The sequence below is a fragment of the Vibrio penaeicida genome, assembly GCF_019977755.1.
Taxonomy (GTDB): Bacteria; Pseudomonadota; Gammaproteobacteria; order Enterobacterales; family Vibrionaceae; genus Vibrio; species Vibrio penaeicida.
Genome location: NZ_AP025144.1, coordinates 349,295 through 364,049, shown reverse-complemented (window position 1 = coordinate 364,049; position 14,755 = coordinate 349,295). Strand labels below are relative to the sequence as shown.

The following is a 14,755-nucleotide window of genomic DNA, read 5'->3' as shown; positions in this document are numbered from 1 at the left end:
AGACTCGAAATTCACAGATCCCCGTATTCTCCAACACCTCAGAAAGACAATACGGGAAGAATTGAGAAGTACTTAGATGCTAAATACTTGCTTGCGATAAAACTGAAGTTCAGCAATGGACTCACGAATATCATCCAAAGCAAGGTGGCTACCTGTTTTAGAAAATTGTGTTAGCACCTCTGGCTGCCAGCGACGTGTCAGTTCTTTAATGGTACTGACATCGATATATCGGTAGTGGAAGTATGCTTCAAGCTCTGGCATGAACTCATAAAGAAAACGGCGATCCTGCCCAACACTGTTGCCGCAGATTGGCGACTTACCTGCAGGTACCCATTTTTTTAAGAATTCTATGGTTTGATCGATGGCTTGCTGCTCTGTCACTGTACTTTGTTTAACACGAGCCACTAAGCCACTGCCCGTATGAGTGGTTGTGCACCATTCATCCATTTTCGCAAGCTCTTCTTCAGGTTGATGAATAGCGAGAACGGGTCCTTCAGCGAGAATATTGAGCTCACTATCGGTAACAATGGTAGCGATTTCAATGATCTTATGGGTTTCAGGGTCTAACCCTGTCATCTCGAGATCGATCCAAATTAAGTTTTGATCGCTGAACGACATAGATGAATTGCCTATTTTGTTGATAAAAGAGGTATCATACCCACCTATTTTGGAATTCCAACCAAAGAAGTTGATAATCCGTGGCAAAAAAGAAAAAGCTCACAAAAGGTCAAGTACGACGCGTTCGTCATAACCAAAAAAAGCGATTAACCCAAGAAGAAACCATCCAATGGGAAGAGTCTATGTTGGGATCAGCCAAGTCAGGGCTGGTCATCACTCGTTTTGGTCAACACGCCGACATTGAAGACAGTGAATCTGGAAGCGTTCATCGCTGCAATCTCAGACGTGGTATTGAAAGTTTAGTCTCTGGTGACAAAGTTATCTGGCGATCTGGTCATGAATCTATGGCAGGCATCGCGGGGGTGGTTGAAGCCGTCGAGCCGAGAACCTCCATTTTGACCCGTCCTGACTACTACGACGGCTTAAAACCTGTCGCTGCGAACATTGACCAAATGGTGATCGTATCCTCTGTATTACCTGAACTTTCTCTGAATATTATTGACCGCTACCTTGTTGCTTCCGAGACATTGAATATTGAACCTTTAATCGTCTTGAATAAAATTGACTTGCTTGACAGCGCGCAGCGCGAAACCTACAGCGAATGGTTAACGGCATACGAGAAAATTGGCTACAAAGTTCTGTTGGTCAGTAAGGAATCCGGAGAAGGGATCGAAGAACTGCAAGTCGAGCTTAAAGATAGAATTAACATCTTTGTGGGACAATCTGGTGTCGGAAAATCCAGCTTAGTCAACGCATTAATGCCAGAAGTTGATGCTGAAGAAGGCGCCGTATCGGAAAACTCGGGATTGGGGCAACACACAACGACCACCGCGAGACTGTACCATTTCCCTAAAGGGGGCGACCTTATCGATTCTCCGGGAGTTCGTGAATTCGGTCTTTGGCACTTAGAAGCAGAAGAAGTTACGGAAGCTTTTGTCGAATTTCGACCGTTCTTAGGCGGCTGCAAATTTCGCGATTGTAAACACAATGATGACCCTGGCTGTATTATTCGTGAAGCGGTCGAACGCGGAGAGATCAGCAGTGTTCGTTTTGAAAACTACCACCGCATTATTGAGAGCATGGGCGAGAACAAAGCCAACAGGCAGTACTCACGCAATAAAAAAGCTGATTTGTAATCATAAGACTCCCACTTGGCGATATTTGCCACAAATTTGTGGCAAATCGTAAACCCTTTTTGTAAAGAAGCTGACAACAGAAGTGAGATTCAGTAACATCTCGCGCCGACTTGTAGAACAAATTGGAATCAATTGTGTTAGATAAAATTAAAGTGAGTCTCCAGTACTGGATTCCACAACATGGATTAACGCGCCTTGTCGGTAAACTGGCGAGCGCAAAAGCAGGCAGCCTAACCACAGCCGTAATTCGTTGGTTTATCAAGCAATACAACGTCAACATGGACGAAGCTTTGCATTCGGATCCTGCTTATTTCAAAACTTTCAACGAGTTTTTCGTACGTGAGCTAAAAGAAGGGGCTCGCCCTCTTGCTGAAGGTGATTCCGTCATTTCGCACCCAGCCGATGCCTGTGTAAGCCAATTCGGTCCAATTGAAGACGGTCAGCTTATTCAAGCAAAAGGTCACAACTATTCGGCGCAAGAGTTGCTAGGTGGCAGTGAAGCCTTGGCTAGAGAGTTTGTTGATGGCGAATTTGCAACGCTTTATCTATCTCCACGTGACTACCACAGGGTACATATGCCTTGTGACGGCACACTGCGTAAAATGATTTATGTGCCAGGCGATTTGTTTTCAGTAAACCCATTAACAGCGGAAAACGTTCCTAACTTATTCGCTCGCAACGAACGTGTTGTTTGTATCTTCGATACTGAACTTGGTCCGATGGCACAAGTGCTGGTTGGCGCAACCATTGTTGGCAGCATCGAGCTAGTATGGTCAGGCACTGTCACTCCACCTCGTGGCAACACTGTTTATACTTGGGATTACCCAGCAGAAGGCAACAAATCTGTTGTACTGAAAAAAGGTGAGGAAATGGGTCGCTTTAAGCTTGGCTCAACCGTTATCAACCTATTCGCGAAAGACAGCATCAAGTTCGATGACAGTATGCAGCTAAACGCTCCGACGATGATGGGTACACCTTACGCGCATCAATCGAAAGACTAACTGCGCAGTATACTCAAATAAAGATACCCCGATGAAGGCAGGTGAAAACCTGCCTTTTTTGATAAAAAACAAACTTCTATTCAATAGCCACAAGCACCTTTCCAAATTACCGACACGATCTAAGTACACCACCGAATCTTAATTTATTCTGCCTCTAGATTAAGGCTTCAACGAGATAGATTATGGTAAAGAGCAACTCCTCGGTTTGGTTTAAACTCGCTTTCAGTTTCGCTATTCCCGTTATTGTCCTTCTTATTCCTACCGATTCCATTCCTATCGATAACCTGACGTTGGTACAACATCGTTTACTCACGATATTCTTGCTTGCAGCATTGCTTTGGGTTTTGGAGCCAGTCCCTGTTTTCGCAACTTCAATCCTCATCATTGCACTTCAACTCGTGATGATTTCGGATAAAGGGCTATATCCATTTCGAATCGCCCCCGAACATCATGAGTTAGGAGAACTTCTCACATATACCGATATTTTTAGTGCGTTCTCTTCACCCATTATCATTTTGTTTATGGGTGGATTTGCGCTCGCGATTGCCGCTGCCAAATACGATCTAGACAATAATTTAGCCCGAGTCCTCCTGAAACCTTTCGGCCACCAGCCTAGATTCATCATGTTAGGTCTTATGCTGATAACCGCTGTGTTTTCCATGTTTATGTCGAATACCGCAACGACAGTCATGATGCTCGCCCTACTTGGTCCGATTGTGGCTTCAGCGCCAAAAGGAGATACAGGCATCAAAGCCCTGGTGCTTTGCATTCCCATAGCTGCAAATACGGGAGGTATTGCCACACCGATAGGGACACCACCCAACGCTATCGCTTTACAGTATCTAACTGGTGAGCACAGTATTGATTTTCTATCTTGGATGATGATGGGGCTGCCTTTTGTCTTTATTCAACTGACCATCGCTTGGCTGCTTCTGCAAAAGCTTTTTCCTGCCTCGCAAAAAAGCATGACACTCAAACTCAGCGGTACTTTTAAGCGAGGTTGGCGAGCCATTACGGTTTACATCACCTTTGCACTCACCATTGTGTTGTGGATGACGACGAAACTTCATGGCATGAATACGTATGTGGTTTCCATCATTCCGCTCACGGTATTCACCCTCACAGGAATAATGGGAAAAGCAGAGCTCAAGCAAATCAATTGGGATGTGTTATGGCTGGTTGCAGGTGGCATAGCGATTGGTATCGGCTTGGATAAAACGGGGTTAGCTAGCGCTCTGGCTCATGCTATCGATTATGAATCGTTATCGCCAATTGCCGTCGTACTCACATTGTCTGTTGTGTGCTGGCTGATGGCCAACTTTATGTCGAATACCGCGACCGCTAACCTTTTGATGCCCATTGCTGCTGCGATTGGGGCATCGATGCCCTCACTAGCCAGCATAGGGGGTTTGCAATCACTGCTCGTCGTTGTGGCTTTTTCTGCATCCTTAGGCATGATTCTGCCAGTTTCTACACCACCGAATTCTCTTGCGTACTCCACAGGGCTAATAGACAGCAAAGATATGGCAAAAACTGGCGTTATCATGGGCGTAATTGGTCTTGGAATCGTATACTCTGCGATGTGGATATTTTACTGATCTGACGGAGCCCAAACATGATCATCATTGCCCATCGAGGTGCGCGAGCGACCCACCCTGAAAACACCTTGTCTGCTTTTCAAGCGGCCGTAGATAGTGGCGCACCTGCAATAGAACTGGATATCCACGAACACGATGGTGAACTTTGGGTCATCCACGACAAATGGCTTAATCGAACCACAAATGGCATAGGATTACTTAAGTGGTTTGACCGCGATTCATTAAGCAAACTAGATGCGGGCAATGGCGAGGAGATCCCAACATTAAAGCAGGTGCTCGCTCTTGTAAAAGGTCAATGTGCTTTGAATATTGAGCTTAAAGGTATCTCGGATCTCTCTTTACTCTATCATCATCTTGATCTCGCAACGGAGCAGTTCCAATTCTCGAATCACCAGTTAATCGTTTCTTCTTTTAACCATGACTGGCTTGCCGAAATACAGCGAACTAAGCCAAGCGTGCTCATTGGCGCTTTAACTAGCTCAAAGGGTCTCGATAAAGCTGAGTTTGCTGAAAACCTGAACGCAGTATCGATAAACATTAGCCTTGATGTGATGGATGAGGACTATGTCAAAGACGCGAAACAACGTGGGCTTTCTGTTTATGTTTATACCGTTAATCAACTTGAAGACTGGCAATGGCTGAATGAAATCGGAGTGGATGGCGTATTCTGTGATTGCCCAAATAAAGCAATAGAACACTTCCCACAACCCAAAGAATTTCACTGGAAATAAAGCTAGTTGTTGCCCAGTAATTCAGGCATAGTGAGTTTTTTATAACCACCTGTTCTTCAAACGCGATGTCATACGAATGGCTTGCTTTAGCGGCCGCTTTTCTCTGGGCAATTTCCAGCATTATCTCTGTTACACCCGCGAGACATTTAGGTTCCTTTTCCTACAGCCGGTGGCGGATGGGTTGTACTTCCATCATTCTCATTATTATGGCGCTATTTACCGGTGGTTGGGCAACCATAACCAGTGAACATATATTACCTATGGCATTGTCTGGGTTAGTGGGAATCTTCATTGGGGATACCGCTCTATTCGCGTGTATGAACCGCATGGGGCCAAGACAAGCAGGCTTACTTTTTTCTTGCCATGCCGTGTTTTCAGCCATTCTGGGGTACTGGATATTCAGCGAAACATTAAGCGGAACTGAACTATTCGGATCGGTACTGGTTTTTTCAGGTGTAATGGCCGCCATTTTCTTTGGAAAGAAAAAACAAGGTCAACACGAGTGGGAAGTGATACAAGGCAGCGTCGCCATTGGGCTCGCGTTAGGTTTGCTCGCGGCGATTTGTCAGGCTTTAGGTGGGGTCATTGCAAAACCCGTCATGCAGGGCAACATCGATCCCGTTGCTGCGTCAGCCATTCGAATGATTACCGCATTTCTTGCGCATTGTGCTTTTAGAATGACCGGAGCCAAACTGTCTCGCCCGATTAAACCCATCAATTTACGCGTCCTTTGGATATGCGCCATTAATGGTTTTTTGGCAATGGCGGTCGGCATGACACTGATTCTTTATGCCCTGCGAGACGGCAATGTCGGCATGGTCGCATTACTCTCTTCAACCACACCCATCATGGTATTGCCTTTACTGTGGGTTTACACGCGACAACGCCCAAACCCCTATGCTTGGATAGGCGCAATCTTAGCGGTAATAGGGACGGGGATTCTTATTACTTAACGGGTCCTTTAGCTAAAAACAAAACGCTATTGAGAACCATTTGCATTAAAAATATTTTAGGGATATATTGTCAAAGTCTGTGGAACGAGAGTACGACTCAATCCCGACCTTGAATCCTAAATACCTTTGGTAATGAGGTATCGAAGCTTCCTACTTCGAGAAACATTACTGCATCAACAAGTTAAGATACTTGTTTCAACGTAAGTGCTGCTTATCGAATTGTTGATGCCAAATACATTGTGATAAACAAAAACCACCGCTTAGGTGGTTTTTGTTTATTTGCACTCGCCCAGCCGCAATTATTGTTTTCTCTAGCCTGTACTCAAGCTCTTGGAAACGAGAAGGCAGTGACGCGATCAATATGCTCTTCTCCCAGTGCTAACATAACCAAACGGTCGATCCCCAGCGCAACACCAGCACACTGTGGCAACCCTGCTTTTAAGGCCTCGATTAGATGATAATCAATGGGCTGCTCGCTCAAACCCATGCCGATTCGCTGTTTATTGTCTTGTTCAAATCGCGATAACTGCTCGGAAGGATTATCCAGTTCATGGAACCCATTCGCGAGTTCAATCCCCTTGAAATAGACTTCAAATCGATCCGCTACTCTCGGGTCTTGCTGATTGATTTTTGCTAGCGCTGCTTGGGAGGCAGGAAAATCATACACAAACACTGGGGCATCCTGCCCTATCTTGTTTTCGACGCCAACGCTAAACAGAAGCTGTAATAACGTGTCTCTGTCTTCTTCTGATTGCGCAATATCGCTTAAGCCCAATTCGCCTGCTGCTCGCTTTAAGATGTCCATGGAATCTTCCAGTGGGCACACCCCTAACACCGACAAAAAAGCATTTTGATAGGTCATGCGAACCGCTTTCTCGCAAGCAAGGGTAAGTTGAAGTAGCTCATCCATTTCATCCATCAAATCATGATGATTAAATCCAATTCGATACCACTCCAACATAGTAAATTCGGGATTGTGAAATCGCCCGTTTTCTTCATTTCGAAACGACTTACAAATCTGATAGATCGAGCCACTGCCTGCGGCAAGCAGACGTTTCATGTGAAACTCAGGGCTGGTCATTAAATAGAGAGAACGCCCGTCAGCATAGTCTGGTCCCACAAATTGGGTTTGGAAGGTATGTAGGTGAATATCCGTTACCGTAGCGTGGCTCATCGCGGGAGTATCGACTTCCAATACATCGTTGCGTTGAAAAAACGTACGTATCTTTCCAATCAATTCCGCGCGTTGCTTCAACTGCGCAATATCAGCGGTCGGTTGCCAGTTCATGGTGGACATACAATCTCTCTTTGGGTGTTTAAGCGCCTTATTTTAGCCGTGCTCCTCTTTCTCTTCCAGCGGCGATTCTTCTTCCACCGCCATTAATGTTCACATTGGACGTCAGTGACTAAAATCACACATTTCAGAAATTTTATGCTCTTGTTTGCATTACCGAAGCAAAAACCTAAATGAATCAATTTTTCCGTATTGGAGCTCTTTTAATATACCTACAGGAATCAAGGTTTTTTAGGATTAATGGGTTCAACAGAATCCGGCAGGGACGGCTCGCTACACGTGCGCTGTCGTTTTTGCATTTGTCGTTACTAACCGGAGGTAACTGTGCAGACTATAACCACAGATATCGCAGTCATCGGCGCTGGCGGCGCTGGTCTTCGCACTGCAATCGCTGCTGCTGAAGCAAACCCAGAATTAGACATCGCTCTTATTTCTAAAGTCTACCCCATGCGCTCTCATACCGTTGCTGCTGAAGGGGGATCCGCAGCCGTTATCAAAGACGAAGACAGCCTCGACAACCACTTCAACGATACCGTTGGCGGTGGAGACTGGTTGTGTGAACAAGATGTGGTGGAATACTTCGTAGAAAACGCCACTCGCGAAATGATTCAAATGGAGCAATGGGGTTGCCCTTGGAGCCGCAAAGAAAACGGTGAAGTGAACGTTCGCCGATTTGGTGGCATGAAAGTGGAGCGCACTTGGTTTGCGGCAGATAAAACGGGCTTTCACATGCTCCACACTCTGTTCCAAACCTCGATGAAGTACTCCAACATTCATCGGTTTGATGAGTATTTTGTGGTCGACTTACTGGTCAACGATGGCGAAATTCAGGGTGTGATTGCCATTCATATGTCAGAGGGTGAACTCGTTGTCATCAAAGCCAAATCGGTGGTTTTAGCAACGGGGGGAGCTGGGCGCGTTTATCACTGTAATACCAATGGCGGCATTGTGACTGGCGATGGAATGGCGATGGCATACCGCCACGGTGTACCACTCCGTGATATGGAATTTGTGCAATACCATCCAACGGGGTTACCGGGAACCGGCATTTTGATGACCGAAGGTTGCCGTGGTGAAGGCGGTATTATCATCAATAAAAACGGCTACCGATATTTGCAAGATTACGGCATGGGGCCGGAAACGCCTGTTGGTCAGCCCAAAAACAAATACATGGAGCTAGGTCCAAGAGATAAAGTCTCCCAAGCTTTCTGGCACGAGCAACAAAAAGGCAACACCATTAAGCATCCTTTGGGAGATGTGGTTCACCTCGATCTTCGCCACCTTGGAGAAGCCTACCTGCAAGAGCGCTTGCCTTTCATTTGCGAACTGGCCAAAGCGTACGTGAATGTCGACCCAGCCAAAGAACCCATTCCAATAAGACCAACAGTGCATTACACCATGGGTGGTATAGAAACAGATAAAGGCTGTGAAACTCGCATTAAAGGTTTGTTTGCCGTCGGTGAATGCGCTTCAGTTGGGTTGCACGGCGCGAACAGGCTGGGTTCTAACTCTCTGGCTGAATTTGTGGTCTTCGGTCGAGTCGCAGGTGAAAACGCCGCGAAGCATACCGATGAATTCACTGGGTGGAACGACGACGCTATCGCTTCTCAAATCCAGGATGTAGAAGCTCGAATTCAAGCATTGATGAATCAGGAAGGGGATGAAAACTGGGCAGATATTCGCACAGAAATGGGTCATACCATGGAAGCGGGCTGCGGTATTTATCGTCAAGAAGATCTGATGCAAGCCACCATTGAAAAAATCACCGAGCTCAAAGCGCGATATAAGCGCATCAGCATTAAAGATAAAGGAAAGGTATTCAATACGGATTTGTTGTATGCCATTGAGGTCGGCTATGGGTTAGAAGTTGCGGAAGCCATGGTGCATTCAGCCATATTGCGCAAAGAATCCCGTGGGGCTCATCAACGTTTAGATGATGGCTATACCGATAGAGATGACAAGCAGTTCTTGAAGCATTCACTTGCTTTTTATCAGCCAGATTCTGCGCCCACCATCGATTACAGCGAAGTAAAAATCACCAAGTCACAGCCTAAGGCACGTTTATACGGAGAAGCCGCAGAAAAAGCCGCTGCCGCTGAAGCCGCCAAATCCGCAGAGGAGAAAGCATGATGTCAGCCACTCGTATTCAAAAAGTCGACATTCTGCGTTACGACCCTGAAAAAGACGTAGAGCCTCACTTCCAGACATTTGACGTCCCATTCGATGAAACCATGTCGGTACTCGATGCTTTAGGCTACGTGAAAGATCATTTGGACAAAGAGTTGTCTTACCGTTGGTCGTGTCGAATGGCGATTTGTGGCTCATGTGGGATCATGGTCAATGGGGTGCCCAAACTGGCTTGTAAAAGCTTCCTACGAGATTACCCCGACGGTGTGAAAATCGAGCCTTTGGCGAATTTCCCTATCGAAAAAGATCTGATAGTGGATATGACCCCATTCATCGAGCGTCTCGAAGCCATTAAACCCTACATTATCGGCAACGATCGTAAACCGGAAGATGGAACAAACATCCAAACTCCAGAGCAAATGGCGAAGTATAAGCAGTTTGCTGGCTGCATCAATTGCGGGCTCTGCTACGCGGCCTGCCCTCAATTTGGTCTTAACCCAGAATTCATGGGCCCTGCAGCATTAACACTGGCGCATCGCTACAACCTCGACAGTCGTGATCACGGTAAAGCAGAGCGTATGGGTTTGATAAACGGTCAGAATGGCGCGTGGGGCTGCACTTTTGTGGGCTACTGTTCCGATGTTTGCCCTAAAAATGTCGACCCAGCAGCAGCGGTAAACCAAGGCAAAGTAGCATCGTCTATGGATTTTGTTATCGCCATGCTGAAGCCACAAGATGAACAGGTAAAGGAGGCATAACCATGAGTAACCGCAAACCTTACGTTCGTGAAATCAAGCGTACGTGGTGGAAAGACCATCCCTTCTACCGATTCTATATGCTTCGTGAGGCAACAGTACTTCCGTTGGTGCTTTTTACTTTATTCCTCACTTTTGGTTTGGGTGCTTTAGTAAAAGGACCAGAAGCTTGGCAAAGCTGGCTAGCCTTCATGGCAAACCCGATTGTTGTTGCCATAAACGTCGTTGCGCTGGCAGGTAGCCTGCTCCATGCCCAGACGTTTTTCAGCATGATGCCGCAAGTGATGCCAATTCGCTTGAAAGGAAAACCCGTCGAGAAGAAGCTCATTGTAATAAGCCAATGGGCAGCAGTGGCTGTAATTTCTCTGGTTGTACTCATCGTGGTGTAAGGAGCATAAAATGAAACCTAATTATTCGGTAAACAAAACGCCTCAACGCTCCGACGAACCAATTTGGTGGGGGTTGTTTGGTGCAGGGGGAACGTGGTTTGCCATGATTACCCCTATTACTATCTTAATCCTCGGTGTGTTGGTTCCATTAGGGGTTATTGATGTACAAGCTCTCAGTTACGAGCGTGTTTCTGAGTTTGCGACCTCACTCATTGGTGCTCTATTCATCATTGGTACGCTTTCTTTACCTATGTGGCATGCGATGCATCGAATTCACCACGGAATGCACGATTTGAAATTCCATACTGGTGTTGTTGGGAAAATTGCGTGCTATGCATTTTCTGGTCTTATAACGGCATTTTCTATTGTATTTATCTTTATGATTTAAGCTGAAAAAGAAAGGGAGGTTAGCTCCCTTTCTTCTCCTACAGTAGAAGCTTCAATCACCTTGCTTACAAATATGTACAATTTTCACTCTGTAAATATGGCTGTTAACTCACTATAATCCCGCCGCTTGTCGCTTAAGACCCTCTATTGCTCATTTGTTCGAGGTCGAGACAACTCGTTCTCATTAGCAACACATTGAGCCAAATAAGAAATCATGGAAGAGCATAAATAAAGACTGGTTATTGCCAGAGCTTTGACACATTAACCATGACCGAAACAACCCTAACTTGGGATAAAAGGTTCTGGTTCTCATTGGAACCGAAGCACAACTCGCTTCATTTTAAATAGTAAGTGTAATGTTCAAACCATCTGTTTTTCTGACTGTAATATGTACTTGGTTGCTCTCTGGCTGCCAAATTGATCCTAATACCGTTAATCATGAATTGGGTCAGCCAGCGCTCACCAAAACTACCGTTCATGTTTACTCTGAGATTGATCACTGCCAAACAGTCGCTGATATCCCTAACTGCGATTTTAAGAAGGGTATTTATGTATTAGCTATCGACCCAACGGTTACGAAAGAGCAGCATCAACGCGTCGTTGATCAAGCTGAAAATTTTGTCCATTGGTCGAACCAAGATGTTCATAACCAATTCAATAATAAGACGATTGTTATCGGCATTTTGGCAAGCAATCCTACAAACACATCCGATCAAGATTCGTTTGCCGTCGCATTGGCATCCGCTACCCAGCAAGTGCACGCGATAGAGTGGATTTATACCCAGAATGGTGAAGATGAAACGTTGCGGCTTACGGCTTACCAAAAGCTCATGCAGATGTTTGACTATTATGTAGATGGAAATAGCCATACTTTGGTGGGCAGTGACCTCAACGATGCCTACCAAGATTTTAAAAACAAGTTGAACATCTACAAACAAACAGCAAAACAACAAAGCTTCGAGGCACTCCACCTCAATGAATGCCTGCATGGGAACGGACAACTCAACGCTGATCGTGCTCTTGGTACTCCAACGCCTTGCAAGAAAGACGGAACCATCCACGCTGGAGGCATCGTCAATCCATTGCATGAAAAAACACACAGCAACTTAAATGCCGGTGTTTTACTCGGGCTATTGTACGAATACAAAGTAGACTCAACTCGAAATGCAGGTGGTGGGGAGCTTATTGGCAGCCAAGGCTCCCCTTTTATCAATAAAGGCGACATCGCATCTGGGCTCTATCCGTCAGATGGTCCAAATATGTACTTAACATGGGCGAACCCAGCATTTAAACCCTTGAACGATTACTTAAATACGTACTTCTTCGTAAAAAAATAACGAGCATAGAATGTTTTTTTATTTAGTTACAAATAGTTACGTGTTTCTATTTCATTATCCATTAAATTGATATTAAATACTGTGAATATATAGATTAGAGCATTTCACCACGTGAATATTGGTATTAGTTTGAGTTACATAAAGTTCATTTTCCTCGTAGCTCTACTACTTCCATTTTCGTCTTGGTCGAAAACTACCTATGTATCTTCCGATACTATCCAGAGAACAGTAGAGCAAGCATTACTTCAAAATCTTCATCACTCAGACATGTGGCACTTATTACTTCATTCAAATGGGGAAAGTAGTGCCATAAACACTGAATCATTCTTTCTAGCACCCAATGGAAAGTATTCCCCACAAGAAGAATTAGAAGCAACAATTAGATTGTTTCACACAGATCCGACTTCTCAATGCAAGTTTCCCGCAAGAAAGCTGTACTTAATGTCTAACCTGGGACTGAAATCATTACCTGAAGTAGAATGCATTCATTATTCTAACTATTTAATGGAATTCAAAGCTGATTCAGTCAGTCTTGTGTACGCCTCTGGTTACCTCGGAAACCCAGCATCCATGTTTGGTCACGTAATGATCAAATTTAACAAACTGAAAAACAACAAGCTTTTAGATCATACTTTTAGTTATGGCGCTATAGTGCCTGATTCTGACAATAAACTTGAGTACATCTATAAAGGAATAACGGGTGGATACGATGGTCACTATGCCAATCAAATGTACCACCATCAGAATTTGCTTTATAACGAATCTGAGCTTCGTGACCTATGGGAATATGAGCTTAAACTTCCTAAGCAAGATGTTAACTTTCTACTAGCACATTTTTGGGAGTTGGAAGCAACAAAGAAAACATATTATTTCTTTACAGAAAATTGCGCTTACCAATTGGCAAAGCTGCTTGAAATGTTAATGGGTAGACCTTTACACAAAACCAATAAATTATGGGTTATGCCTTATGATGTGGTGAGCTTGCTTAACGATGATGATATAGAATCCATTACCTATCATGGTTCAAGGCAACAAGATCTTTACAATAAATACTTTCAACTAAACCAAAACCAAAAACAAACCGTTGAAATCATTATCGATGCTCAGCCAAACACAATTCCAGATCATCTAAAGCAATATGAAGATTATGCTGCTAAACAGATCATTGATACGTTGTTTGATTATTATGCTTTTATAGAGAGTAAAAATTCTGGTCTAACTCAACTACAAGAAGAGTCGAGAAAGCAGCTTTTAAGACAAAGATTTACCTTGAGTTCAGGTAACACAGATTGGGAAGAAGAAAATCCCTCGCCACCACACTCATCACAAGATACAGCACTTCTCCAAGTAAGTAGCGTATACACCCCCCCTCTTGGTTTTGCATCTGAGTTTAGGTTCAGAGCTAACTACTACGACTTTTTGAACGTCAATACAGCAAGGATCCCTTTCTCAGAGTTAGAAGTTTTCGATGTTCGGGTACGTTATTTACACTCAGAAAGTACATGGTCCATTAGGGAGCTCATTCTATTTAACATTACTAACCTTAATACTTCGAAAACAGGTTTACCGCTCGATAGCGGTATAGCATGGAGACTTTCCTCCGGATACAAAACGAATAGCTTAACTTGCCAGAGCTGCTCATCTTTTTATGTAGATGGATTTATAGGTAAGGCGAGGAGTCTGAATAATTATTTTGCTGCTTATACTGCTATTTCTGCAGATATAAGAAGCACAGACAAATTTGGGGGCTACATAAAAAGTGGTCCTGAAATCGGTGGGGTTTTCAATGTAACTCCCAACTGGGCGATGTCTTTAAAAGTAGGACATCACATATCCCTAAGCTCTATGGGCTCTTATGGCAATTACTTGGATTGGGAACATAGGTTCTTCAGTCACAAAAACTTTGATTTCCGAGCTCAAGTTAAGTATCAAGACTCATATGAGTACTCAGGGTCTCTTTCATTTTATTGGTAGATAAGTAACAACATGAAAAAAATCACAGTAACAGCATTAACTATTGCATCACTTTTCACTGGCAACGCAATGGCGGAAGACAGTATCAACCCTTGGACACATTGTGGTATTGGGGCGATGATCTTTAATGATAATGGTACAGCAGCCGCGATCTCAAACATAATCTGGGATCTAGGTACTACTGCGGTTTCATCTAAGATATCTTCGCAAGAGAGTTGCGAAGGCAAACGAGTAGAAGCGGCTATGTTTATTCAAGATAACTATGATCACATCATGGAAGAAACAAGCCAAGGTGAAGGTGAACACCTGAATGCAATGTTGGATATCCTAGAAGTAGAGAAAAACGCTCAAGCAAGCGTAATCTCGAAAGTGCGTGCTGAGATGGCAACTCAACTCGATGCTGCACCACAAGCTTACTACAATACAGTTGTAGCAAACATCTAAGACACCCTCTG

14 protein-coding genes and 1 pseudogene are annotated in these 14,755 nt (G+C 44.4%); 13 read left to right on the top strand and 2 right to left on the bottom strand.

The features are described 5' to 3' along the window. Window positions 1-72: 72 nt before the first annotated feature. Window positions 73-618 (bottom strand): oligoribonuclease, encoded by a 546-nt coding sequence (orn, locus tag LDO37_RS01740; RefSeq protein WP_101111227.1) that lies wholly within the window; start codon window positions 616-618, stop codon window positions 73-75. A gap of 80 nt (window positions 619-698) precedes the next feature. Here orn and rsgA point away from each other — a divergent pair, with 80 nt between their 5' ends. From rsgA to LDO37_RS01715, 5 genes are all read left to right on the top strand, one after another. After that, window positions 699-1,754, top strand: coding sequence for a small ribosomal subunit biogenesis GTPase RsgA (rsgA, locus tag LDO37_RS01735; RefSeq protein ID WP_126605754.1), 1,056 nt, complete (start codon window positions 699-701; stop codon window positions 1,752-1,754). 134 nt (window positions 1,755-1,888) lie between these two features. Continuing rightward, window positions 1,889-2,755, top strand: coding sequence for an archaetidylserine decarboxylase (gene asd / locus LDO37_RS01730; RefSeq protein ID WP_126605753.1), 867 nt, complete (start codon window positions 1,889-1,891; stop codon window positions 2,753-2,755). Window positions 2,756-2,937: 182 nt separating this feature from the next. After that, window positions 2,938-4,353 carry an SLC13 family permease gene (locus LDO37_RS01725; RefSeq protein WP_126605752.1) on the top strand — a complete coding sequence of 472 codons (1,416 nt, stop codon included), beginning with the start codon at window positions 2,938-2,940 and terminating at the stop codon, window positions 4,351-4,353. A 17-nt stretch (window positions 4,354-4,370) separates the two neighbouring features. Then, entirely contained in the window at window positions 4,371-5,084 is a 714-nt protein-coding gene (locus LDO37_RS01720) for a glycerophosphodiester phosphodiesterase (RefSeq protein ID WP_126605751.1), read from the top strand. A 65-nt stretch (window positions 5,085-5,149) separates the two neighbouring features. After that, window positions 5,150-6,037 carry a DMT family transporter gene (locus tag LDO37_RS01715; protein WP_126605750.1) on the top strand — a complete coding sequence of 296 codons (888 nt, stop codon included), beginning with the start codon at window positions 5,150-5,152 and terminating at the stop codon, window positions 6,035-6,037. A gap of 322 nt (window positions 6,038-6,359) precedes the next feature. Here the strand turns inward: LDO37_RS01715 and epmA are convergent, their stop codons facing one another. Further along, a complete protein-coding gene (gene epmA, locus LDO37_RS01710; protein WP_126605749.1) occupies window positions 6,360-7,334 on the bottom strand; it encodes an elongation factor P--(R)-beta-lysine ligase in 975 nt (324 codons plus the stop codon). A 321-nt stretch (window positions 7,335-7,655) separates the two neighbouring features. On the opposite strand from epmA, the gene frdA reads away from it, so the two are divergent. From frdA to LDO37_RS01675, 8 genes and pseudogenes are all read left to right on the top strand, one after another. Then, window positions 7,656-9,461 carry a fumarate reductase (quinol) flavoprotein subunit gene (gene frdA / locus LDO37_RS01705; RefSeq protein ID WP_126605748.1) on the top strand — a complete coding sequence of 602 codons (1,806 nt, stop codon included), beginning with the start codon at window positions 7,656-7,658 and terminating at the stop codon, window positions 9,459-9,461. Beyond that, the gene (locus LDO37_RS01700) at window positions 9,461-10,216 is read left to right on the top strand and encodes a succinate dehydrogenase/fumarate reductase iron-sulfur subunit (protein ID WP_126605799.1); all 756 of its coding nucleotides are present in this window, start codon (window positions 9,461-9,463) and stop codon (window positions 10,214-10,216) included. Before frdA ends, LDO37_RS01700 begins: the two co-directional genes overlap by 1 nt. A gap of 2 nt (window positions 10,217-10,218) precedes the next feature. Then, the gene (gene frdC / locus LDO37_RS01695) at window positions 10,219-10,602 is read left to right on the top strand and encodes a fumarate reductase subunit FrdC (RefSeq protein ID WP_126605747.1); all 384 of its coding nucleotides are present in this window, start codon (window positions 10,219-10,221) and stop codon (window positions 10,600-10,602) included. Between the two features lie 10 nt (window positions 10,603-10,612). Next, window positions 10,613-10,990, top strand: a complete 378-nt coding sequence (frdD, locus tag LDO37_RS01690; protein ID WP_126605746.1) for a fumarate reductase subunit FrdD — start codon at window positions 10,613-10,615, stop codon at window positions 10,988-10,990. A 355-nt stretch (window positions 10,991-11,345) separates the two neighbouring features. Further along, a complete protein-coding gene (locus tag LDO37_RS01685) occupies window positions 11,346-12,326 on the top strand; it encodes a hypothetical protein (RefSeq protein WP_126605745.1) in 981 nt (326 codons plus the stop codon). 111 nt (window positions 12,327-12,437) lie between these two features. Next, a pseudogene (locus LDO37_RS30390) lies at window positions 12,438-12,761 on the top strand (DUF7843 domain-containing protein); the annotation flags it as partial. A 6-nt stretch (window positions 12,762-12,767) separates the two neighbouring features. Continuing rightward, window positions 12,768-14,300, top strand: coding sequence for an Lnb N-terminal periplasmic domain-containing protein (locus tag LDO37_RS01680; protein WP_224055308.1), 1,533 nt, complete (start codon window positions 12,768-12,770; stop codon window positions 14,298-14,300). Window positions 14,301-14,312: 12 nt separating this feature from the next. Then, window positions 14,313-14,744, top strand: a complete 432-nt coding sequence (locus LDO37_RS01675; protein ID WP_126608058.1) for a DUF3015 family protein — start codon at window positions 14,313-14,315, stop codon at window positions 14,742-14,744. The last annotated feature ends 11 nt before the right edge of the window (window positions 14,745-14,755 follow it).